We start from the raw sequence: 22,337 nt of genomic DNA on the forward strand, positions 1-22,337 counted from the left end.
TCGTGGCCTACCATGGTCGCACGACATGAAGAGTGCGAACGAAGTGGGGGCATCGTGGTTCAGCGACGTCGAAGTCGGGTCCTGACCGTACTGGCAGGCGCAGCCCTGTTGGCGGCGTGCGGCAGCACTGCCCAGAGCGGTTCATCGAGCACGTCGAGTTCGTCCGCCGCGAACGGCATCATCACCTTCGCCGAACAACCCGGTGCGAGCCCGAACTGGATCTTCTGGCTCACGCCCGGATCCGACTTCACCGTTGCGAACAACGATCAGTTCCAGTATCTGCTGTGGCGTCCGCTCTACGTGTTCGGCAATGGAGCAAAGGCCGAGATCAACTACGCGCTGTCCATCGGGAATGCGCCGGTGTACTCCGATCACGACCGCGTCGTCACGATCACGCTCAAGCATTGGATGTTCTCCGACGGCCAGCCCATCACCGCACGAAGCGTGGTCTTCTGGATGAATCTCCTCAAGGCCAACAAGGCCGACTGGGGCGGCTACGTACCTGGTCAGTTCCCCGACAACGTCGCATCCGTCACCGCGGTCAACGCATCGACGGTCCGCTTCGACCTCACCGGCTCGTTCAATCCGACCTGGTTCACCTACAACGAACTCAGCCAGGTCGTTCCGCTTCCGATGGCGTGGGACCGCACCTCGCTCGGCGCCCCAGCCCCGACCGCCTCGACCCCGAACCTCCCCGACACCACGACCCAAGGCGCCCAAGCGGTCTACTCGTTCCTCGCCGGCCAGTCGAAGGATCTCGCCACGTACGCATCGAGCCCGATCTGGTCGATCGTCGACGGCCCTTGGCGCTTGAAGGCCTTCACCACGGACGGTCAAGCGACCTTCGTCCCCAATCCGGCCTACTCGGGGCCGATCAAGCCGACCGCGAAGGAGTTCATCGAGCTGCCGTTCACCTCCGACAGCGCCGAGTACAACGTCCTCGCGAGCGGCCAAGGGCAGATCAGCTACGGCTACATCCCGAGTACCGACGTCGAGCAGACCGCGCACATCACCCAGCTCGGCTACCACGTCTCGCCCTGGACGGTGTTCGGCTTCAACTACATCCCGATGAACTACCACAACCCGACCTACGGCGCTGTCTTCGGGCAGCTGTACTTCCGCCAAGCGCTCGAACACCTCATCGACGAACCAGCGTGGATCTCGACCTTCCTCCACGGTGACGGAACGCCGACCTACAGCCCAGTGCCGGTCAGCCCCGCCAATCCGTTCATCGATACCACGACCCGCCGTCCGGCCTACCCATATTCGCCGGCTGCGGCACGCTCCCTTCTCGAGTCCCACGGGTGGCGGCTCGTCAACGGCATCATGACGTGCGAGTCGCCCGGCACCGCTGCCAACGAGTGCGGCAACGGCGTCGCCAAGGGGACGAGCCTCTCGTCGGTTTCGCTCGCCTACGCGAGCGGCGTGCCATCGCTCGCCCAGGAGATGGAGGCGTTCGCCTCCGCAGCCCACAGCATCGGCGTCAACATCGTGCTGTCCTCGAAGCCCTTCGACACCCTCCTCGGAGGACTCGGTGCATGCTCACCCTCGCAAGCACTGTGCTCATGGCAGATGGTGAACTGGGGCGGCGGCTGGACGTACGGTCCGGACTACCTGCCCACGGGCGGCGAGTTCTACCTGCCAGGAGCAGGAGCCAACCCGGAGAGCTTCGCAGACCCCACCGCGACCTCGCTCATCGACGCCACCCACACCGCCACGAACCTCACCCCGGCCCTTGATGCCTACCAGAACTACATCGCCAAGACCCTGCCGGTGCTCTACCAGCCCTTCCCGGCCTACCAAGTCTCGGCGATCTCGACGTCGCTCCACGGCGTCGTCCAGAACCCGTACGGGATCTTGTATCCGGAGGAGTGGCGCCAGTCCTAAGCGCCGAGCCACGGATCGCGAAATCCGCGGTGGCCGCGCGTGAGGGCGACGACACCGTCCGGCCCCCAGGATCCCCGACGATACGGGACAACCGGGTTGGGATGCGCGAGGATCGGATCGACGATCCGCCAGGCCTCCTCGACGACGTCCTCCCGGGCAAAACGTGCTCGGTCGCCTTCGAGGGCAGCGAGGAAGAGCACTTCGTACGGCTCTGGCGACCGACCGAGTTCTGCCCGGAACGAGAGGTCGAGATGCACCGGCGCGAGATGGCGCTCCTCAGCGTCGAGCGACTGCAAGGTCACACGCAGCGCCGAATCAGGATCGATCCGGAGGATGATCTCGTTGGCCTCGAGGTGCTCGGGCAGCCCCAAGGCCCCGAGACGTGGAGGGCGCCGCAGGACGAGGCGGACCTCGGTCGCGGTCACCGGCAAAGCCTTCCCCGCTCGGACCACGACCGGTACGCCATCCCACCGCCATGAATGCACGCCGAGCGCGAGCGCAATGAAGGTCTCGGTCGTCGAGTCGGCCCCGACTCCCGGGATGGACCGGTAACCCTCGTACTGACCCCGCACGACGCGACTCGGCTCGATGAGGTCCATCTCTCGCAGGACCGCCACGCGTGCGTCCCACAGTCCATCGGCACCAGGCCGACTCGGCGGCTCCATGAGCACGAGCGCCAAGAGCTGCAACAGGTGGTTGACGACCACATCGCGAAGAGCTCCAACTGGGTCGTAGAAGCTGCCTCGGTCCTCGACTCCGAAGTCTTCTGCCATCGTCACCTGGATCTCCTCGACGTGTTCTCGACGCCACAACGGCTCGAGGACCTCGTTCGCAAAGCGAAGGTGGACGAGGTCCGCGAGCGGTTGCTTGCCGAGAAAATGGTCGATCCGCAGGATGGATTGCTCATCGACCACGCGGTGGAGTCGTTCATTGAGAGCCTGCGCTGAGGCGAGGTCATGGCCGAAAGGCTTCTCGATCAGGTAGGTGACCTCGCTCGCGATCGGCTCGCGCTGGAGATTCTCGATGACCGGCGCGAACAGAGCAGGGGGGATCTCGAGGTAGACGAGAGCCTGGTGGACCCGTCCCACGGCCGAACGCAGCGCATCGACCGTGTCTCGACTCGTGAAGTCTCCACGCACGTAGCGCAAGCGTCGCCCGAGCCGGTCGACGACCGAGGGCTTGGCGTCCGCGATCTGCGAGCTGACGGACTCGCGCATCCTCGTCTCGAGATCGCCCGTGCTCCAGTCGTCCAGCGCGACGCCGACGATCGGAAAGTCGAGCGCCCCACGCTCCTCGAGACGATAGAGCGAGGGGAAGGTCATCTTACGAGCGAGATCACCGCTCACCCCAAAGATCACGAAGACATCCACGAACGAGCCTCCTCCTAGGGGCGCAGCTGCGCCCCCCACGTCGCCTCCAGACCTTCGCCGGCCGTGAGCTGCCAGATATCGTTGCCCGTAGCGAGCGCGTTCGGCGGCGCGGTCATCGGCTCGACGGCAAGCCCGCACCGACGGCGCTCCGACGCGAGCGTGTCGCCGCTGAAGAGCTGAAGGTATCGATACGGCGGTGCAGCCCATAGTGCAGCCACCGCACCGTCGACGCCGGTGAGCAAGGCCCACGCCCGATCCGCGCCGAGAAGATCGAGCCGGATGGTGTGGTCGAGCCGCCGACCAGCGAGCGCGATGCCCGAGCCGACGTCTGCAAGTTCTCGGTCCTCGCTCAACGCAGAAGGCACCTGAAGCCACGCGCCATCGATGGAACCTGCGCCCGGAGAGAGGTACGGGTGATGTCCGATCGCGACAGGAGCCGACTCCGATCCTTCGTTCTCGACGATGGTTCTCACGACGAGTCCCGCGTCACGGAGCTGGTAGTGCACCGTCACGGCGAGGTCGAAGGGATACCCCGGTGTTGGCGGGATCCGGGTCGCGAGCACCACTTCGTTCGTTCGCGCGTGCTCCAACGTGAAGGGTCGCCACCGAACGAGCCCGTGGATCGCGTTGCCCGCCGACGGCTCGGTGAGGTCGAGCTGGAATTCGGACGTGGCCACTCGGTAACGACCGCCCAGCACGCGATTCGGCCACGGAACCAGCACGGCACCGTGCGCGCCATCGCAGACGGAGTCCTCCTCGTACGGATCGAGCACCGCTCGATTGCCGCGCGTGAGGACCCGAATACCCGCTCCGACCTCGACGACGACCGCACGGTACTCGCCGCTCACCAGCACGAACTGGCTGCCGGACGGTGGTCGATGCTGGGTCCCTCGCACGCGCCCACCCTACATCGGTCGCCACCCGACCTCCAAGTGCCGCGCATCGAAGCGCCCTGCTGTCGCCCAGGACATCGCTCGACACCCTCGGCCGGGCCGAGCACCTCGGTCACGACAGCCGACAGCGTGAGAGCAGCGTTGACCCTCACGACGGCCACGAGTACCAGACTGCGCAGCCGATCTCATCGTCTCGCCGAACTCGCACCGAGCAACTTCGGAGCTCCGCGATGGACGAGGCTCCTCCGACAGCGCGGTGGCCCTCTGCCCGATCCATGACGTTCGGCAGGCGGAACCGACATACCCGGGAGCACGCAGCGATGGCACCTTGTCCGCGAGCCGGTGTGACGAATCGCGGGCCCAGAGCCCGAGGCTCGGGGCGGTCGCACCCTCTTCGGCGATCACCCTCCCGATCCGCTCACTACAGTGGCTCCACAAGACGGCCCAGCGCGCGATCCACGTGCGACAACGGGATACTCGGGACCTCGACACACAGCAGAACTCTCGAGACACCGCAGAGCCGACGACTCGCAGCCGTGCCTGAGGGAAGAAGCCGCCCCTTCGGGAGTCAGAACGAGCAGCCCCAACGGGATTCGAACCCGTGTCTCCACCTTGAGAGGGTGGTGTCCTAGGCCTCTAGACGATGGGGCCAGAGTGCTCGAAGCAGCATAGCGGGCTCTGGCCCTGCGAGACGCTACTCGCAGGGCCAGAGGTGCAGAGCGAATCAGGACGACGGTCTAGCGGGAATCCGAAGCTCCACCCTGATTACTGATGCTTCGGTAGTACGAGCGCCAGATCGCACGGTAGAGCGGCACGTGCTCGGGGAGTCGACGCAACCCAGGGATGTAGGGCACGAACGCAAAGGCCAACGTGAGGACCGCCATGATCGCCATGACCTCGACGTCGGCGTTGGACGAACTCGCCATCGGGTTCACCTGATACCAGAACGTGTACAGCCACAGCCAGGACTGTCCCGGGAAGTTGCCGGTCTCGTTGGTCATGCCCCACTGCGGGGTCCCGAGGAGGTGTCGCTGGGCCCCGAGGTTGGCAAAGTACTGACCATCGGCGAGGAACATGAGCGGCTTCGTGTAGTTCGTTCCGTAGAAGGCGCTGTGCGATTCGAGGGCCGCGTCCAGCCCACCGCTCCGTGCGATGACGAGCAGGTCACTCAGGAGCGTCGGAATCGGCCCGTACGATCCTCGCGGCACGATGAGCCGTGAGCCCACGACACGTAGATGGGCATCGGCCTTCGCGAACGCGGCGTTCCAAGCGGCGCGCTGAGCGGCGGTCGCATCGTTGTACGTCGCCAAGGCTGGCGCAAGCCCAGGAGTCACGGCCTCAGCCAGGCGCAGCGGCTGGAGGACGAAGGTCTGTGCCGCATTGATCGGTTGGGTGACGCCCGCGAGCTTCTGGAGGGAGATCGGTCCGAGGTTCTGCACGAAGCCGGTCCCGTTGTTGTAGGGCGGACCGTAGGTGGCCGTCTCCGACGTACCCGCAAGCTCGGTCGCGGCGGTCTGCACGAAGTCCACCGGATCTGCCGTCGCCCACTGACGGATGGTCACCGCTGGATCATCCGGCGAGCCGAACACGATCGACAGGCCGAGCGTCAGCACTGCAACCACCACGAACGCAATGGTGGCCTCCTTCAGGATGTCGTACGGCCGCACGCGTCCGCGCCACGGCTTCGCCTCGGCCTCTCGCGGCACCGAGCCGATCGGTGGGACCACACCGCGATAACGAACCAGGAGGACGTGAATCGCCACGACGAGCACGACGAGCAGCGGCAGCAGCAAGATGTGCCACATGAACATCTGGCCAAAGTTCATGACGTTGAAGAAGGCCCCGATACCGGTGGCGTTCATGGCGTCCTTGGCCTGCGTCGAGATCCATTGTGAGTCGAAGTTCTGTTGGCTCAGATACCCGGTGAACGCTGCTCCGATGGACAGGAGGAACGCGAGCACGCCGGTGATCCACGTCATCGCGCGGCGCCCGCGCCACGCCGCCATGAAGAACTTCCCCCACAGATGCACGACCATGAAGAAGAAGAACAGTTCTACGCTCCACAAGTGGAGGGAATTGACGAAATGGCCTTCGGGACTCCCATGCCACCAGTCCGGGCCCTTGAGGGCGAGGATGGCACCAGAGATGGCGACCACGACCAGTGCGGACAACGTCAGGACGCCAAAGACATAGATCCAGCTTGCGACGTAGATCGGCTGTGTATCTGGCAGCAGCTTCTCAGGTGGCAGCTTCCCCGTCAGGGTCTGGCGAAGCCGATGGGTCCACTCCCTCGACAACGTCTCGGGCGCGACGCCGTCCTCGGTCGAGATCGGCTGGTCGGTCTTCATGACCGCCTCCGATCGTGCGACGGAAACGGCAGTGCGAGAGCCACGATGAACACGACGATCATCAACGCGATGATCACCGCGTTCGCCACCGTGATCTGGATCACGCCCCATTGGATGTAGTGCTGCTTGCCGTTGAGATTGATCAACGCGCCAAGCACGAGTGGCAACACCACCCCACCTCCTCATATTCGCATGCTGAGACCACCAGCACAGGACGGATAATAGGCGATGGCCTCGTCGATCAACAGGGTCCTAGGTCCCCGACAGACCGGGACCCTGGGCAGATCACGGCTACAGAGCGCTGGGGGGGCCGTACGCCGCAGCCCGTCGCGCATGGTCGATCACCGTCCGAAGGTCCGCGAACGCATATACCAGCTCTGCAGTAAGCCCGCGACCACGCCAGAGAGCTCGACGCGCTCGCTCCCACCCTGGCGCGTCAGCATATGCTCGCCCCGGTCCGTCGAACCAGTGCTCGAGCGCCAGCTTCTCGCGTGGCGCAATGCCCCGATGCCGTTCAGCCGCCGCAAGGGTCGAGAGCACGATCAGGTCGTCGACACGCCAGCGCGGAATGTCGATCGGTGTGAACCGAGTGGACTGGATGAGGGCCTGCACCGAGGCGAGCGAACCCGGGCGCGCATAGCGATAACCCTGCACACAACTACCACCGAGACGGAGCCACAGACCGATCTCCTCGTCGACCTCGACGCCCTCGGCAACCACGGACACGCTGCCCGTCTCCTCGAGCGTCGCGAGCGCAGCAAGCACCGAAAAGGCATGGTGGTCCTCACGCGCCCGTTGCACGAAGCTGCGGTCGACCTTCACCTCGTCCACCTGCAAGCGCGCCAGTGCCGACAGCGACGAAGCCGCAGTACCGAAGTCATCGAGGGACACTGCGATGCGACGAGCGCGCACCGCCGCCACTTGCGCCGCCGCAAGCTCGAGGTCTTCGAGAGCGACGTCCTCGGTAATCTCCACGACCAGTAGGGAGCCGCGAGGCACGAGCTCGTCCAGATCGTCGAGGAACTCACCGTGCAGAAAGTGTGATGGCGTGATGTTGACGGCAACGGGAACCCCGTTGAGCCTCTCGGAATAGTCCGCGCCGGTCCTGAGTGCAGCACGCCCGAGCGAGCGTGCAAGCTCCGGCGCGGCGCGAAGCTCCGCGACGACATCGACGGTCGCGATCTCGGGCCAGCGCAGGAGCAACTCGACACCGACCACGGTGCCGAGACGTGCATCGACCTTCGGCTGGCACGCGAAGGTGGCTGCGCCTGACGCCAGCGCATCGACCAGCCCATCACGCACCCGCCGACGCCGCTGGACCCGCTGCGAAACGTCGCCGCCGTAGCGAACCCACCGGGCCTTCCCCGCCGCCTTGGCCGCGTAGAGCGCCTCGTCGGCGGCCATCAGAAGCTCGCGAGTCGTGCGCACGTCGTCGGGCGCCAGTGCCCACCCGATCGACCCGGTGATGCGCCACCGCTGCCCGATCGTGCGTACCATCACGCTGATACGCTCTGCGATCTGATCTAGGCGGTGACGTGCCGATCCAACCAGTGCGACCGCGAACTCGTCGCCACCGAGGCGTGCTACGAACACGTCGGGGGCGGCGAGCCGAGCCAGCGCGCGCCCGAGCGCAGCGAGGAGTTCGTCACCCTTCGTATGGCCGAGCGAGTCATTGACGTCCTTGAAGCCGTCGAGATCCAAGAATCCGACCGCTACCGGCTCCTGCGCGACGAGTGCGTTCAATCGAACCTCGAAGGCGGAGCGATTCATGAGCCCCGTGAGCGTGTCAGTCTGAGCAAGTCGCTGCTGCAGCGCGCGCTCTCGGTCGAGTCGATCACGAAGCGCGACCTCCGCCATACCGAGGCCGAGGAGTTGGGCACCGGTGCCGATGACCGAGGCCAGCCGCAGCTCGTCGACGCCAGCGTGAGCCAGGCCGACTCCGAGCGTGTCGTGGGGCCCATCGGCCGAGCCACTCGTCGGAACCTGAACGAGTACCGCGTGGCGCCACCCGCATTCGGTGACTGCCGCGCCAGCACCCTGCTCGACGGCGACGAGCTGCCCGTGGGCAAGATCACGGACTCGACCCAACGTGTCGACCACGATTCCCTGCGATGGCCCCACGGCGCGGGTGAGTGCGGTCGCAGCACCCGGCGGCACGCGCAGCGCTCGCACGATCTCGCTCGCACCTGCGCGAGCATCCCAGCGAGAGAGCCATGCCCCCGCCACCACCCCAGAGTTCGCGAGCGCCCGCAGCACGGCCTCCTGGACGTCCTCGGGTGCGCCCGCAGCCACCACAGCAGCACTGGCATCGAGGAGTGATCGCGATACCTGCGCGACCGCCTCAGTGGTACGCAATCCCTGATTGCGCTCGAGGCGAGCTCCCGCAGCGCCAATCACGTCACCGAGCTGGTCGAAGAGCGCATCGGTGAGCGGTCCATGCTGCTCGTCGGCGACGCTCACCATCACCACGCCCATGAGCTCGCCTTGGCTGACGACGGGATAGCGGACCACCACCTGCCCATGGGCGAGGCGCCCAGCGGTGCGATCGAGACGATATCCAGCCCAGCTGGCGGCGACGCCAGCGGTGAGAACGCGTTCGCGATGCACCGCAGCAGCGATCAGCGGCGCCTCCGCTGCGCGCGCGGGGTCGACCACGACCTCGACGACCTCGAGCTCGCGACGAACGTCGTCTTCCGCCTCGACGTGGACGAGTCGAAGGACCTCGAGGCCGTCCTGGCGACCCGCGTGCTCGTAGAACGCAGCCCGGTCGACCGCACCGCAGCCGACCAGCGACGCCGTCACCTTGGCAAAGAACTCACGCGACGAGGACTCCGCACTCTGGAGGATCGTCGCTCGCACCTGGTCGAGCGCCTGGCGCCGACGCTCGAGTCGCGCCATCGCACGGGCGCGAAACAGCCGTGAGAGCTCGTGACCGAGTGCCGCGGCGATGTCCTCGACGTCGTCGGGAAGCTCCGCTCCCCGTGGACGATAGAGCGCAATGACACCCGATCGGTGCAGTGAGATCGACACCGGGGCCACGACTGCGGAGCCGAGTCCCCACGCGTCAGCCATCCCGCGCCAAAGTGCAAAGCGCGCGTCGTGCGGCAATCCGGACACGGTGACGCGCCCGGTCCGCAGTGCACGCCCAACCGGCCCCTGACCAGCAGGCAGTTGCTCATCGGTCGAGAGCGTCAGGCCTAGGGCATAGGGCGTCGCGACCCCCGCTGCCGCCCGTACCACCACGCCGGGTCCGAGACCACTGTGAGGGGTCCCCTCTGCTTCGGCCCAGTACACGAGCGGGAGACCGGTGACACGAACCACCAGATCACAGATGCGCTCGATGGCGTCTTGCTCGGGGAGGCCCACGAACTCGTCGAAACTGTTCGCGAGCTCCACGATCGCGCGCTCGAGCGCATCGCGCGCCTCGAGTCGCTCTTCGGCGAGCATGCGCATCGAGCGAGAGAGTGCGCGCTCGTGCGCGACGACGAGGAGCGCCTCGGTGCCGAGTCCCTGCTCGACGAGTACCTGCTCCAGCAGTGCGTAGATCTGGGCCGCCCGATCGAACTCGACACCGATACGGTGATGCATGCGCGCGATCTGCGCAACACGCTCGTCATCGACGTGCCCTCGCTCGAGGGTCGAGGCGATCTCATCGAGGACTGCGTCGGTCAACCCGGCGACGTCGACGACGTTCTCGTCGTCGAGCTCGAGCGCCGAATGGACGAGCCGATCGAGCTCGGCACGAACCGTAGCGCGCACGGCAGCGAGCACCGCTGCGATCCGTGCCTGCCCCATCAGCTCGCTTCTCCTACGCGTCACCTTGCGACGAGCCGCCCGACATCAACGCCCGTGGAGTCGGGCACCATGGCGAAGCGTAGTGCGGGCTCACCGACTCGACTGAGCTATCGGCTCGAACCGCCCGTTCCTTAGACGGCTGCTCGATGGCGGCCTCTCGGTCTCAAGTGGCACCCCCACCCGAGACCGAGCAGAATGTGGGTATGACTGCCTTCGAGCTCTCGCAAGAGCAAGACGCCTTTCGTGCCGTCGTGCGTGCCGTCGCGGAAGAGCGGATCGCCCCGCACGCCGCCGACGCCGACCGTTCTGCTTCATTCCCATGGGAGAGCTTCAAAGCTGCTCGCGAACTCGAGCTGCCCGCACTCGGCATCCCCCAGGCCTACGGCGGCCAGGGAGCCGACCACGTCACCCAGGCGGTCATGATCGAGGAGATCGCGCGGGTGTGCGCGTCGACCTCGCTCGCGCTCCTCATCTCCAAGCTCGGCATGACCCCGGTGATGGTCTGGGGTTCTGAGGACCTGAAGCGACGCTACCTGCCGCGCGTCGCCAGTGGCGAGGCCCAGGCGTCCTACTGCCTCTCCGAGCCAGACGCTGGATCCGACGTCGCCTCGATGACCACCCGTGCGGTCCGCGACGGCGACAGCTACGTCCTGAGCGGCACGAAGGCCTGGATCACGAACGCCGGCATCTCCGACACCTACACCGTGTTCGCCAAGACGGACCCCAGCGCTGGCCATCGCGGCATCTCTGCCTTCGTCGTCGAGGCCGACTGGGGCGTGCAGGTGGCCAAGCTCGAACACAAGCTCGGTGTTCGCGGTTCTCCGACGGGCCAAATCGTCCTCGACGAGGTACGCGTACCGGTCGCCAATCGGATCGGTGAGGAAGGTCAAGGGTTCTACATCGCGATGGGCACCTTGGATCGCTCCCGTCCGATGATCGGAGCGCAAGCCGTCGGCATCGCGCAGGGCGCGCTCGACGCAGCGGTCGCCTATGGCAAGGAACGGCGTCAGTTCGGTCGCCCCATCACCGACAACCAGGGCATCCAGTTCACCATCGCCGACCTCGCCACGCAGATCGAGGCCGCCCGGGGTCTCGTCTATCGGGCCTGCGCTCGGATCGACGCCGACGAGCCCGGAACCGAGCTGACTCGCCTCGGCGCCATGGCCAAGCTCTTCGCATCCGACACCGCCATGCGAGTCACCACGGACGCCCTTCAGCTCCTCGGCGGCTATGGCTACACCATGGACTTCCCGCTCGAGCGCATGTTCCGCGACGCGAAGATCACGCAAATCTACGAAGGCACCAACCAAATCCAACGCATCGTGATCGCGCGCCAGGTCCTGAAGGAGGTCGGAGCATGACCGTCACACAGCTCGGCGTCGTCGGTGGTGGCCTCATGGGATCGGGCATCGCCGAGGTTGCTGCACGACGAGGCATCGACGTGGTAGTCGTCGAGGCCACGGACGACGCGGCCAAGGCGGCACTCGGGCGCATCGAGCGCTCCATCGCCCGCGGACTACGCTCGTCCAAACTCTCCGAGGCAGAGGCCGAGGCAGCCCTTGGGCGCATCAGCGTGACCTCCGACCTCGAGGCGCTCGGCGATCGCGACGCCGTCATCGAAGCGGTGATCGAGGACGAAGCCACCAAGCTCGCGGTCTTCGCCAAGCTCGACCACGTCGTCACCCGCGCCGATGCGCTGCTCGCATCCAACACGTCGTCGATCCCGATCATGAAGCTCGCGATGGCGACCCAACGACCCGAGTACGTCATCGGCATTCACTTCTTCAACCCGGTTCCGGTGATGCCCCTCGTCGAGCTGGTTCCGTCACTGCTCACCTCAGAGGCAACCCAGGAGCGCGCTCACGCCTTCGCGGCCGATCAGCTGGGCAAGCACGTCATCAAAGCCAAGGACCGCGCCGGCTTCATCGTCAACGCACTGTTGATTCCCTACATTTTGTCGGCGGTCAGGATGCTCGAGTCGGGGTTCGCGACCGCAGAAGACATCGATACCGGCATGGTCGATGGGTGCGCACACCCCATGGGCCCCCTCGCGCTCGCCGACCTGATCGGCCTCGACACGACCATGGCAGTCGCCGAATCGCTCTACGAGGAGTTCAAGGAGCCCCTCTTCGCGCCGCCGCCCCTCCTCTCGAGGATGTGCGAGGCCGGGCTGCTCGGCCGCAAGAGCGGCCGTGGCTTCTATCGCTACGACGAGCCGAGCGCACCGAAGGGAGGCTCCTAGACTCGTCCTCCGCGCCCTACCCAAGGCCGAGGAGGTGTCATGGCCCCTGAGCGCGTACGCTTCGCGCCATCACCGACGGGCATGTTCCACGTCGGGTCAGCACGCACTGCCCTGTACAACTGGCTCATCGCGCGCCAGAGCGGAGGTACGTTCATCCTGCGGATCGACGACACCGACGAGGAGCGCAATCGCGAGGCCTGGGTCGACGGCATCCTGCGCGCCATGGAGTGGCTCGGCCTCGACTGGGACGAAGGTCCGCTCCGGCAGTCGTCGAGGGCCGAGCGCTACCGTGCCGTCGCCGAACGGCTGGTGAGCGAGGGGCACGCCTATTGGTGCGATTGCACGCGAGAGCGCGTCGAGGCCCGCAAGCAACCCGGCGAAGCGCCAGGCTACGATGGCTTCTGCCGTCACCGAGGGCTCGGGCCCGGCCCGGGGCGCGCGCTCCGCTTTCGTGTCCCCGACCATGACGTGGTCGTGACGGACCTCGTCCGAGGGGAGGTGCGTTTCCCGGCCGGCTCCATCGAGGACTTCGTCATCGTCAAGTCCACCGGTCAGCCGCTCTACGTCCTCGCCAACGTCGTCGACGACATCGACCTCGCCATCACGCTCGTCCTGCGCGCGGAGGAGCACCTCCCCACGACGCCGAAGGCGGTGTTGCTGCACGAAGCGCTGGCAGCGCCGCCGCCGCGCTTCGCCCACCTCTCTTTTCTCGTGAACGACCAGCGTCGCAAGCTCTCCAAGCGCCGCGATCGAGTTGCGGTGGAGGACTACCGTCAGATGGGCATCCTCCCCTGGGCGCTGCTCAACTACGTGGCGCTCCTCGGATGGAGCCCAGGCACCGACGAGGAGTTCTTCAGCCGTGAGGAGCTCATCGCTCGCTTCGACCTCGCTCGAGTCCAGCACTCTCCCGCCTTCTTCGACGAGCGCAAACTCCTGGCGTTCAATCAGCACTACCTCCAGGCACTGCCACTTGCCGAGCTCCTCGAGCAAGGCCACGACCACTTCGCCTCGATCGGCGCGTTCGCCACCCAACAGGCAACCGAGCTGCTCACTCAGCTCCTTCCACTCGTCGTGCCTCGAGCACGAACACTGTCCGAGGCAGCAGCGATGAGTGCCTTTCTCTTTGCGGACCCACCCATCGCCCCGAACGAGATCGAGGCACTCCGGTCGGAGTCCGCGTCGTGGCTCGGGGCGATCGCCGCACGTCTCGGGGAGCTCGAGCGCTTCGATGCCCCCTCGATCGAAGCAGCCCTTCGGGCGCTCGCCGACGAGCTCGGGACGTCGCTGCGCCATCTCCAAGCACCGCTGCGCGTCGCCGTCACCGGCAGTCGTGTCGGACCCCCGCTGTTCGAGTCGCTCGCACTCGTCGGGCCCGAGGCCACGCTACGACGCATCCATGCTCTCCGCGTGACCCTCGAGGACCGGACCCAAGCACACGCCGGGTAAGCTCAGCTCTGCCCTTCGGGGGTGGTGTAATTGGCAACACAGCAGGTTCTGGCCCTGCCATTGGGGGTTCGAGTCCTCCCCCCCGAGCCGAAGGCTGCGCACGCTCCCCGCGAGCACGCTCCGAACTGCGCGTGCCGCTGGTCGAGCGTGCGGGCCACCGAATGGCGTCTGGCCGAGGCGATCGATCTGGCAAAGGTGGGCAACTCGGCCACGCCATCGATGACGACCGTGTAGAACGTCGCGTCCACTGTCGTCGCTCGTGTGCCCTGACGCCTCCGTGCTGCGACCGCGTGGAACGGGTGAGCCGACGCACGCGCCGCTTCTGCGAGCCTCGCGTCGAGGCACACCCGCACCGCGCCTCTCGGCCACGAGCTCTCATGAGCCAGGAGCTGGTCGATGACGACGGGGACAGGTGAGACAACGGGAGCGCCAGCTCGACGCGGACTCGCGACGAGCTGGCGCCGACACCCTCGATCCCCCGACGCTCAGGGCGTCTCGCGGTTCGATGCCTTCTCGCGCACCCGCGCTGCTCGATTGAGCGCATTCAAGAGCGCACGCGCAGAGGCCTCGACGATGTCCGTCGACACGCCACGCCCACTCACCTCGTGCCCACCGACGTCGACGGTCACCGCGACCGATCCCAGCGCATCGGCCCCGCCCGTCACCGACGTCACCGAGAAGCCGGTGAGCCGTGCCTCGAGGGCCGTCGCCTCGGCGAGCACCCGACCGAGCGCGTCGACCATGCCGTTGCCGGAGGCCGAGGCCTCGACCGGGGTCCCATCGACGAGCACGGTGGCCGACGCCACGGCCTCGCGACCCGTTCCCGCCTCGACCCGAAAGCTCACGAGCTCGAACCGATCGGCGAGCGTCGTGCCGAGCTCTTCGGCAACGATCGCCTCGAGATCGGCCTCCGACAACTCGACCTTGCGGTCAGCGAGCTCCTTGAAGCGCTGGAAGGTCGCGTTGAGCGCATCACCCTCGAGCGCGATCCCCATGCGCGCCAACGCTTCTTGGAAGGCGTGCCGACCAGAATGCTTCCCGAGCACGATTTGGGCTGCCTCCTGGCCGACGCTGGCAGCGTCGATCACCTCATAGGTGGAGCGATCGGTGAGGACACCGTGCTGATGGATGCCCGACTCGTGCGCGAAGGCATTCCGGCCAACGACCGCCTTGTTGTACTGCACCGGATAGCCGGTGAGCCGCGAGACGAGTCGAGAGGTTCGCGCGAGCTCGCGCGTGTCGATCCCGGTTGTGACGTCGCCGATCACATCCGAACGGATCGCAAGCCCCATCACGACCTCTTCGAGTGCGGCGTTCCCTGCACGCTCCCCGATCCCGTTGATGCAGCACTCAACCTGGCGTGCACCCGCGGCCACGGCGGCCAGGGAGTTGGCCGTCGCGAGACCAAGGTCGTTGTGACAGTGACACGAGATCACGTAGGAACCGGCGACCTCCCGGCGCACCGACTCGACCATGCGCGCGAAATCCCAGGGAATGCCGTAGCCAACGGTGTCGGGGATGTTGAGCGTGCTCGCGCCCTCGTCGACGGCGACCTGGAGCACGCGGTAGAGGAACGGCAGCGGCGTGCGCGTTGCGTCCTGCGGAGAGAACTCGACGTCGTCGACGAGCTCACGTGCGCGAGCGATCGCGCGACGCACGGCCTCGACCACCTGATCCTCGCTCATGCGCAACATGTGCTCGAGGTGACTCGGCGACGTCGAGATGAAGACGTGGATGCGGTGGTGCTCCGCATCGCGGACCGCTTCGTAGCAGCGCTCGATGTCCGCCACGTGGGTCCTCGACAGGCCGCAGATCACAGGGCCGTGCACCTGGCGCGCGATCTGGCGGACCGCGTCGAAGTCGCCCTGGCTCGCGACCGGGAATCCCGCCTCGATGATGTCCACGCCGAGTCGAGCAAGCTGCTCAGCGATCTCGAGCTTCTCCAAAGGATCGAGCGAGATGCCGGGCGCCTGCTCACCGTCGCGCAGGGTCGTATCGAAGATCCGAATCCGCTCTTGCGTTCCTACCTCGTCCACCATGTTCCTCCCCAACGTCGATCACCCAATCGTCTGTGCGTTGCCGCTCGGAGCCTCGCTCCCCCAGCGCTCCGAGCGGCCAGTGTTGCCCGAATACGAGACGACCCTCCTGCCGGAGGCAAGGAGGGTCGGGCCAGCCGCGATCGCGGCTGGCCTAGGTAAGGAGCTGCTCGCTACGACGCGCACGCACGCACGACACCCTAGAGGCCAGCGACGGCACACGTGACCGTCCGGGCATAAATGATGCCGTCGGTGGCATCCAGCTCGGTCAACACCTCGTCCGGGATCGGGCCGTCGACGCCGAGCACCATCAGCGCAGTGCCATCGTCGGTGCGCGGCGAGACCGCCATGGCGTCGATGGAGCGACCGGCCTGCCCGAGGAGCGAGCCCACGACCCCAACCATCCCAGGTCGGTCGACATTGCGAACCACCAGCATCCATCGCGACGGAGGAACCTCGACCCAGTGGCCATCGACAAGGACGACCCGTGGCTCGCTCGCCCGCTGACCCGCGAGCGTCCCCCCCACCACGTGCGCACCAGAGCGCACGACGAGGAGAGAGTGATAGTTCGCCGAGGCGACTTGCGTCGACTCTCGTACCGACAGCCCACGTTCGGCCGCGAGCTGCGGCGCGTTGACGTAGGACACGGGCTCTTCGACCGCACCGGAGAGGATCCCACGCAAGACAGCGAGCGACGCGAGTCGCGTGTCCTCCGAGGCCAACTCGCCCTCGTAGGCGATCTCGAGCTGCTCGGGAAGCTTGCCCTCGATCGCCCCGAGCAATACACCGAGCGCCTCGGCGAGCGGGAGGAACGAGCGAACGAGCTCGGATGCTTCGCCCGCATTGACGTTGACCGCGAAGGGGACGAACTCGTTCGCGAGCGCGAGCAGGACCTGTTCGGCGATCGTGACGCCGGCCTTGGACTGCGCCTCTGCGGTGGAGGCTCCGAGATGCGGGGTGAGCACGACCTGATCGAGCCCCACGATCGGCGAGTTGGTCGGCGGCTCCTCGGCGAACACGTCGAGTGCTGCGCCCGCGACGTGCCCACGGGCGATGGCCTCGGCGAGCGCTGCCTCGTCGATGATCCCTCCACGAGAAGCGTTCACGATCCGGATGCCGGGCTTGGCCTTGGCAAGCAGCGCCGCGCCGACGAGCCCCACGGTCTCCTTCGACTTCGGCAGATGGATGGTGACGATGTCGGACGTCGCCATGAGTTCGTCGAGGTCCAGCAGGGTCACGCCCATCTTGCGCGCGCGCTCCTGCGAGATGTAGGGGTCATAGGCAACGAGCCGCATGCCGAACGCGTTGGCGCGCTGGGCGACCAACGCCCCGATCCGCCCCAGGCCGATGATGCCGAGCGTCTTGCCGTAGAGCTCGACACCCTGAAAGGCGCTGCGCCGCCACTCACCGCGCTGCACCGACGCGTGGGCCTGCGGGACGTGTCTCGCCAGCGCCAGCAGGAGCGCCAGCGTGTGCTCGGCGGCCGACACGATGTTCGACTGCGGGGCGTTGACCACCATCACCCCGCGCTTGGTCGCCGTCTCGACGTCGACGTTGTCGAGTCCGATGCCGGCACGACCTACCACCACGAGGTGGTGAGCCGCCTCGAGCACGTCGGCGGTGACCTTGGTCGCAGAGCGAATGATCAGCGCGTCGGCGTCGGCCACCGCCTCGAGGAGGCCATCGTGGTCGAGCCCGGTGCGGACCACCACCTCGTGACCCGCGTCAGAGAGCAGCTGGAGGCCCTCCTCAGCGATCGTCTCCGTCACCAACACTCTCGCCATCGCGCGCTCCTTCTCCCTGCTCAGCCCTAAAGCCTACCAATGAACTCAGCAATTCGGCGAACCCCCTCCTCCAGGGCATCGTCGCCGAGTGCGTAGGAGAGTCGCCACGCCCCAGGGCCGTCGAAGGCTTCGCCGGGCACGACCGCGACGTGCGCCTCCTCGAGGAGCCGAGTAGCGAGCTCGAGCGCGCTGCTGCTTGGCATCTGCACCTCGAGGACGCGCGCGAGCGACGGGAAGACGTAGAACGCCCCGTCGGGCCACAGCACGTCCAACCCTTCGATGCCAGCAAGAGCGCTCACGATCGTCGTGCGCCGGCGCGCGAACGCATCGCGCATGGGCGCCGTCGCCTCGAGCGGGGCCTCGAGAGCGGCGATCGCCGCACGCTGGGACACGTTGGCGACGTTGGACGACAGCTGGCTCTGCAGGTTCGCCACCGCGGACGCCACCGGTGCCGGGGCCACGATCCAACCGACGCGCCAACCCGTCATCGCAAAGGTCTTCGCAACGCCGTTGACTTGGATGAGCCTCGCCTCGAGGGCCTCGGTGCCCACCTCCGCGAGCGACGTCGCGCGCTGCCCCGTGTAGGTCAGGTGCTGGTAGATCTCGTCGGTGAGCACCCAGATCCCGGCCCGCTCGAGAACCTCGGCCAGCGCTCGGGACTCGTCTCGGCTGTAGACCGCCCCAGTCGGGTTCGAGGGCGAGACGTGGATGAACGCAACGGTGCGATCGGTGATCGCCGCCTCGACCTGCTCGGGGGTCACCTTGAACCCGTTCGCGAGGGTGGTCGGCACTGCAACGGGCACGCCCCCAAAGAGTCGCACGATCTCGGGGTAGGACACCCAGTAGGGCGCGGGGATCAGCACCTCGTCGCCGGGCTCGACGATAGCGGCCATGGCCTCGTAGATGGCGTGCTTGCCGCCGTTCGTGACGACCACGTTCGAAGGACTCACCACCCGTCCGCTGTCACGCTTGGTGACCTCGACGATGAGCTCTCGAAGCTCGCCCAACCCAGCCGCTGGCGTGTAGCGGTGGTTCCGAGGATCACGTGCGGCTGCGGTGGCGGCCTCCACGATGAAGTCGGGGGTCGGAAAGTCCGGTTCGCCGGCCGCGAAGCTCACGACATCGATGCCCGACGCCACCATGGCCTTGGCTCGCTGGTCGATCGCCAGTGTGGCCGACGGTGAGAGCTCGGTGAGTCTGGTGGCGATACGACCTCGTGGCATGGACCTCGGCCTCCTCACGCCCCGTGAAGGGAATCCGGACGGTTACAGTGTCCCTTGCCAGGCACCAAGCGAGCCTCGAGGCAGCGAAGGTGACCAAGGGCCACACGAAGGAGGAGCACCCATGCCCGACGCGGACGCCATCAGACTACCCAGCAACCTGCTGCCCAGCGACGGCCGCTTCGGATCTGGCCCGTCACGCATTCCTCCGTCCCACCTCGAGGCGCTCGCCGCGACCGGCACGACGCTCATGGGCACGAGCCATCGACGGCCTACCGTCCGCGGCCTCGTCGCGTCCGTTCAAGAGGGCCTGGCCGAGCTCTTCAGCGCCCCAGAAGGCTACGAGATCATCCTCGGCAACGGTGGCGCGACCTTGTTCTGGGACGCCGCCGCGTACTCCATGATCGAGCACAAGAGCCAGCACCTCGCCTTCGGGGAGTTCTCCTCGAAGTTCGCCAGCGTGGTCGCCGCGACGCCCCACCTCGACGAACCGGACGTGCGCCGAGCCGAGGCCGGCTCGGCACCCGCCGCCGAGCCCAACCCTGCCGTCGACACCTACGCGCTCACCCAGAACGAGACCTCGACCGGCGTCACGACCCAGGTGACCCGCCCCAGCGAGGACGGGCTCGTCCTCGTGGACGCGACCTCGGCGGCGGGTGCGATCGTCTTCGATCCCTCCCAGGTCGACGCCTACTACTTCTCACCACAGAAGGCCTTCGCCTCCGATGGCGGCCTCTTCGTGGCGATGCTCTCGCCTCGGGCGATCGAGCGGATCGAGCGGATCGCCGCCAGCGGCCGAGCGATCCCGGCCACGCTCTCGCTCCTGACCGCACTCGAGAACGCGCGGCTCAACCAGACCTACAACACCCCGGCGATCGCAACCTTGTTCCTCATGGATCTCCAGATCAAGGCGCTGCTCGAGCTCGGCGGCCTCAAGGGGGCCAACGAACGCTCGCGCCAAGCCTCCGACGTGCTCTATGCGTGGGCAACCACGCACGCGCACGCGACACCGTTCGTGGCCGACCCCGCACTGCGCTCGCCCGTGACCGTCACGATCGACTTCGACGACACCGTCGACGCCAAGGCGCTCGCTGCGGTACTGCGCTCGAACGGCATCGTCGACGTCGAGCCCTATCGGAAGCTCGGCCGCAACCAGCTGCGTATCGCAACGTTTCCCGCGACACCGGTGGCGGACGTCGAACGGCTGCGCGACGCCATCGACTGGGTCATCGAGCGCCTCGCCGACGACGCTCGAGCCCCCCAGACGGCCTAGGCGAAGGCCCTACGCCGACGCGGAGCCTTCGAGGCGAGGCAGCCAGGACGGTCGTCGTGCCTCGAAGGCTTCGATCTCGGCCTCGTGCTGCAGGCTGATGCCGATGTCATCGAGGCCGTGGATGAACCGGTGCCGAACCGCCGGGTCGAGGGCGAAGGATGCCTCAAGGCCAAGTTCTGGCACCTCGAAGCGACCCGAGACCACGTCGACCCTCGCCACGATCGTCGGATCGGACGCGCTCGCCTCGAGGAGGCGCTCGACGATCGCCGTGTCCAGCACGACCGGGAGGAGCCCGTTCTTGGTGGCGTTCTGACGAAAGATATCCCCGAACCGGGGCGAGACGACGACCCGAAACCCGTAATCGGTGAGCGCCCACACGGCGTGCTCCCTCGAGGACCCGACGCCGAAGTTCTCCCGTGCCACCAGGATCGTCGCACCGGCCATGCGCGGGTCGTTCAGCACGAACGTCGGATCCTCGCGCCACTCGGAGAACAGTCCCTCGCCGAATCCGGTGCGCGAGATGCGCTTGAGCCACTCGCTCGGGATGATCTGGTCGGTGTCCACATCGCTGCGCCCGAGCGGCACCATCCGCCCGGCCCACTCACGCATGGGTTCCATGCTCAGCCCTCCACGTCCGCCGGTGTGGCAAAGTGGCCCGCCAGTGCCGTCGCAGCCGCCACGGCAGGCGACACGAGATGGGTTCGTCCGCCGCGACCCTGGCGGCCCTCGAAGTTGCGGTTCGAGGTCGACGCAGAGCGCTGACCAGGCCGGAGCTGATCGGGGTTCATCCCAAGACACATCGAGCAGCCTGGTTCGCGCCACTCGAAACCAGCAGCGACCAAGACGCGGTCGATGCCTTCGGCCTCGGCCGCCTCCTTGACGCGCCGTGACCCCGGCACCACGAGCGCCTGCACGCCCGGGGCGACCCGTCGTCCACGCGCCACGCTCGCGACGACCCGGAGGTCCTCGAGACGGGCGTTCGTGCACGAGCCGATGAAGACGACGTCGACGGGCACCTCTCGCATCGGCGTCCCGGGCTCGAGCCCCATGTAGGCGAGCGCTCGCTCGGCTGCTTGGCGCTCGTGCTCGGTCGTGAACGACGAAGGGTCGGGAACGACGTCATCGACACCGATGACCTGCGAGGGGTTCGTGCCCCAGCTCACTCGAGGGGTGAGCGTCGAGGCGTCGATGCGAACGACGCGATCGAAGACCGCGTCCGGATCCGTCGCGAGCGCTCGCCATGCAGACACGGCCTCGTCGAAGGCCCGGCCACGCGGGGCGTACGGGCGACCTTCGAGATACGCGAAGGTCACATCGTCCGGGGCGATCAGGCCCGCACGCGCACCGGCCTCGATGGTCATGTTGCAGACCGTCATGCGAGCCTCCATCGACAGCCGACGGATCGCCTCACCGCGATATTCGATGACGTGTCCGATCCCTCCGCCGGTACCGATCTGGCCGATCACCGCGAGGATGAGGTCCTTCGCACTCGCCGACTCGGCCAAGGTGCCCTCGACCTCGATCGCGAGTGTGCGCGGTCGACGTTGCGGGAGCGTCTGCGTGGCGAGGACGTGCTCGACTTCGCTGGTGCCGATACCGAAGGCGAGCGCGCCGAAGGCACCGTGGGTCGCGGTGTGCGAGTCGCCGCACACGATGGTCATCCCTGGCTGCGTCAGTCCCAATTCCGGACCGATGACGTGCACGATGCCCTGGTTCTGGGACCCCATCGGGAAGTACGAGATCCCGAACTCGGCACAGTTCGTCGCGAGTGCATCCAGCTGCGCCGCCGAGATCGGGTCGGCGATCGGCTGGTCGATGCCGACCGTCGGCACGTTGTGGTCCGCCGTCGCGACCGTGAGGTCAGGGCGTCGTACCCGACGACCCGCAGCGCGCAGCCCGTCGAAGGCCTGCGGCGAGGTGACCTCGTGCACGAGGTGCAGGTCGACGTAGAGCAGGTCCGGTTCGTCCTCGGTTCCCTGGGCGACGACATGCGCATCCCAAATCTTGTCGACGAGCGTTGTGCTCATCGGCTGCTACCCCCCT

General features: G+C 66.9%; 15 protein-coding genes and 2 tRNA genes. 6 read left to right on the plus strand and 11 right to left on the minus strand.

Going from position 1 to position 22,337, the window contains the following annotated elements; translation table 11 throughout:
• Positions 1 to 54: 54 nt before the first annotated feature.
• Positions 55 to 1,887 carry an ABC transporter substrate-binding protein gene (locus tag AFER_RS07860; RefSeq protein WP_015798922.1) on the plus strand — a complete coding sequence of 611 codons (1,833 nt, stop codon included), beginning with the start codon at positions 55 to 57 and terminating at the stop codon, positions 1,885 to 1,887.
• On the opposite strand, the gene AFER_RS07865 is transcribed toward AFER_RS07860, so the two are convergent.
• The 6 genes from AFER_RS07865 to AFER_RS07890 form a co-directional block, all read right to left on the minus strand.
• The gene (locus AFER_RS07865) at positions 1,884 to 3,296 is read right to left on the minus strand and encodes a glucose-6-phosphate dehydrogenase (RefSeq protein ID WP_015798923.1); all 1,413 of its coding nucleotides are present in this window, start codon (positions 3,294 to 3,296) and stop codon (positions 1,884 to 1,886) included. The two genes, AFER_RS07860 and AFER_RS07865, sit on opposite strands and share 4 nt — an antisense overlap.
• Positions 3,272 to 4,153, minus strand: coding sequence for an aldose 1-epimerase family protein (locus AFER_RS12585; RefSeq protein WP_015798924.1), 882 nt, complete (start codon positions 4,151 to 4,153; stop codon positions 3,272 to 3,274). The genes AFER_RS07865 and AFER_RS12585 overlap by 25 nt, the downstream gene beginning before the upstream one ends.
• 575 nt (positions 4,154 to 4,728) lie before the next feature.
• Positions 4,729 to 4,801, minus strand: a tRNA-Glu gene (locus tag AFER_RS07875).
• Between the two features lie 86 nt (positions 4,802 to 4,887).
• A complete protein-coding gene (locus tag AFER_RS11725; RefSeq protein ID WP_015798925.1) occupies positions 4,888 to 6,498 on the minus strand; it encodes a cytochrome b N-terminal domain-containing protein in 1,611 nt (536 codons plus the stop codon).
• Complete coding sequence (locus AFER_RS12400) at positions 6,495 to 6,671, minus strand: hypothetical protein (RefSeq protein ID WP_015798926.1); 177 nt, start codon at positions 6,669 to 6,671, stop codon at positions 6,495 to 6,497. The genes AFER_RS11725 and AFER_RS12400 overlap by 4 nt, the downstream gene beginning before the upstream one ends.
• A 118-nt stretch (positions 6,672 to 6,789) precedes the next feature.
• Entirely contained in the window at positions 6,790 to 10,293 is a 3,504-nt protein-coding gene (locus tag AFER_RS07890) for an EAL domain-containing protein (protein WP_015798927.1), read from the minus strand.
• 203 nt (positions 10,294 to 10,496) lie between these two features.
• On the opposite strand from AFER_RS07890, the gene AFER_RS07895 reads away from it, so the two are divergent.
• The 4 genes from AFER_RS07895 (at position 10,497) to AFER_RS07910 (ending at position 14,068) form a co-directional block, all read left to right on the plus strand.
• Positions 10,497 to 11,654 carry an acyl-CoA dehydrogenase family protein gene (locus AFER_RS07895; RefSeq protein WP_041661783.1) on the plus strand — a complete coding sequence of 386 codons (1,158 nt, stop codon included), beginning with the start codon at positions 10,497 to 10,499 and terminating at the stop codon, positions 11,652 to 11,654.
• The gene (locus tag AFER_RS07900) at positions 11,651 to 12,535 is read left to right on the plus strand and encodes a 3-hydroxybutyryl-CoA dehydrogenase (protein ID WP_015798929.1); all 885 of its coding nucleotides are present in this window, start codon (positions 11,651 to 11,653) and stop codon (positions 12,533 to 12,535) included. The genes AFER_RS07895 and AFER_RS07900 overlap by 4 nt, the downstream gene beginning before the upstream one ends.
• 39 nt (positions 12,536 to 12,574) lie before the next feature.
• Positions 12,575 to 13,981 carry a glutamate--tRNA ligase gene (gene gltX / locus AFER_RS07905; protein WP_015798930.1) on the plus strand — a complete coding sequence of 469 codons (1,407 nt, stop codon included), beginning with the start codon at positions 12,575 to 12,577 and terminating at the stop codon, positions 13,979 to 13,981.
• 15 nt (positions 13,982 to 13,996) lie between these two features.
• Positions 13,997 to 14,068 (plus strand) — tRNA-Gln (locus AFER_RS07910).
• Positions 14,069 to 14,466: 398 nt separating this feature from the next.
• On the opposite strand, the gene AFER_RS07915 is transcribed toward AFER_RS07910, so the two are convergent.
• The 3 genes from AFER_RS07915 to AFER_RS07925 all read right to left on the minus strand — a co-directional run bounded on the left by AFER_RS07915 (position 14,467) and on the right by AFER_RS07925 (position 19,024).
• Entirely contained in the window at positions 14,467 to 16,020 is a 1,554-nt protein-coding gene (locus AFER_RS07915) for a 2-isopropylmalate synthase (RefSeq protein WP_041661784.1), read from the minus strand.
• 197 nt (positions 16,021 to 16,217) lie between these two features.
• The gene (serA, locus tag AFER_RS07920; RefSeq protein WP_015798932.1) at positions 16,218 to 17,801 is read right to left on the minus strand and encodes a phosphoglycerate dehydrogenase; all 1,584 of its coding nucleotides are present in this window, start codon (positions 17,799 to 17,801) and stop codon (positions 16,218 to 16,220) included.
• A 26-nt stretch (positions 17,802 to 17,827) separates the two neighbouring features.
• Positions 17,828 to 19,024: a pyridoxal phosphate-dependent aminotransferase gene (locus tag AFER_RS07925; RefSeq protein ID WP_015798933.1), complete on the minus strand. Its 1,197-nt coding sequence runs from the start codon at positions 19,022 to 19,024 to the stop codon at positions 17,828 to 17,830.
• A 121-nt stretch (positions 19,025 to 19,145) separates the two neighbouring features.
• On the opposite strand from AFER_RS07925, the gene serC reads away from it, so the two are divergent.
• A complete protein-coding gene (gene serC / locus AFER_RS07930; RefSeq protein WP_015798934.1) occupies positions 19,146 to 20,294 on the plus strand; it encodes a phosphoserine transaminase in 1,149 nt (382 codons plus the stop codon).
• A gap of 9 nt (positions 20,295 to 20,303) precedes the next feature.
• Here serC and leuD read toward each other — a convergent pair whose 3' ends face one another.
• Both leuD and leuC read right to left on the minus strand, forming a co-directional pair.
• Complete coding sequence (leuD, locus tag AFER_RS07935; protein ID WP_015798935.1) at positions 20,304 to 20,912, minus strand: 3-isopropylmalate dehydratase small subunit; 609 nt, start codon at positions 20,910 to 20,912, stop codon at positions 20,304 to 20,306.
• Positions 20,913 to 20,914: 2 nt separating this feature from the next.
• Positions 20,915 to 22,321: a 3-isopropylmalate dehydratase large subunit gene (leuC, locus tag AFER_RS07940; protein ID WP_015798936.1), complete on the minus strand. Its 1,407-nt coding sequence runs from the start codon at positions 22,319 to 22,321 to the stop codon at positions 20,915 to 20,917.
• Positions 22,322 to 22,337 lie beyond the last annotated feature (16 nt).

It is taken from the genome of Acidimicrobium ferrooxidans DSM 10331, from assembly GCF_000023265.1.
Taxonomy (GTDB): Bacteria; Actinomycetota; Acidimicrobiia; order Acidimicrobiales; family Acidimicrobiaceae; genus Acidimicrobium; species Acidimicrobium ferrooxidans.

Bases quoted from the DNA above. Each gene is read 5' to 3' on its own strand.
- AFER_RS11725 (WP_015798925.1), bottom strand. From the start codon at position 6,498: ATGAAGACCGACCAGCCGATCTCGACCGAGGACGGCGTCGCGCCCGAG.
- AFER_RS07890 (WP_015798927.1), bottom strand. From the start codon at position 10,293: ATGGGGCAGGCACGGATCGCAGCGGTGCTCGCTGCCGTGCGCGCTACG.
- AFER_RS07895 (WP_041661783.1), top strand. From the start codon at position 10,497: ATGACTGCCTTCGAGCTCTCGCAAGAGCAAGACGCCTTTCGTGCCGTC.
- AFER_RS07900 (WP_015798929.1), top strand. From the start codon at position 11,651: ATGACCGTCACACAGCTCGGCGTCGTCGGTGGTGGCCTCATGGGATCG.
- gltX (WP_015798930.1), top strand. From the start codon at position 12,575: ATGGCCCCTGAGCGCGTACGCTTCGCGCCATCACCGACGGGCATGTTC.
- AFER_RS07915 (WP_041661784.1), bottom strand. From the start codon at position 16,020: ATGGTGGACGAGGTAGGAACGCAAGAGCGGATTCGGATCTTCGATACG.
- serA (WP_015798932.1), bottom strand. From the start codon at position 17,801: ATGGCGAGAGTGTTGGTGACGGAGACGATCGCTGAGGAGGGCCTCCAG.
- AFER_RS07925 (WP_015798933.1), bottom strand. From the start codon at position 19,024: ATGCCACGAGGTCGTATCGCCACCAGACTCACCGAGCTCTCACCGTCG.
- serC (WP_015798934.1), top strand. From the start codon at position 19,146: ATGCCCGACGCGGACGCCATCAGACTACCCAGCAACCTGCTGCCCAGC.
- leuD (WP_015798935.1), bottom strand. From the start codon at position 20,912: ATGGAACCCATGCGTGAGTGGGCCGGGCGGATGGTGCCGCTCGGGCGC.
- leuC (WP_015798936.1), bottom strand. From the start codon at position 22,321: ATGAGCACAACGCTCGTCGACAAGATTTGGGATGCGCATGTCGTCGCC.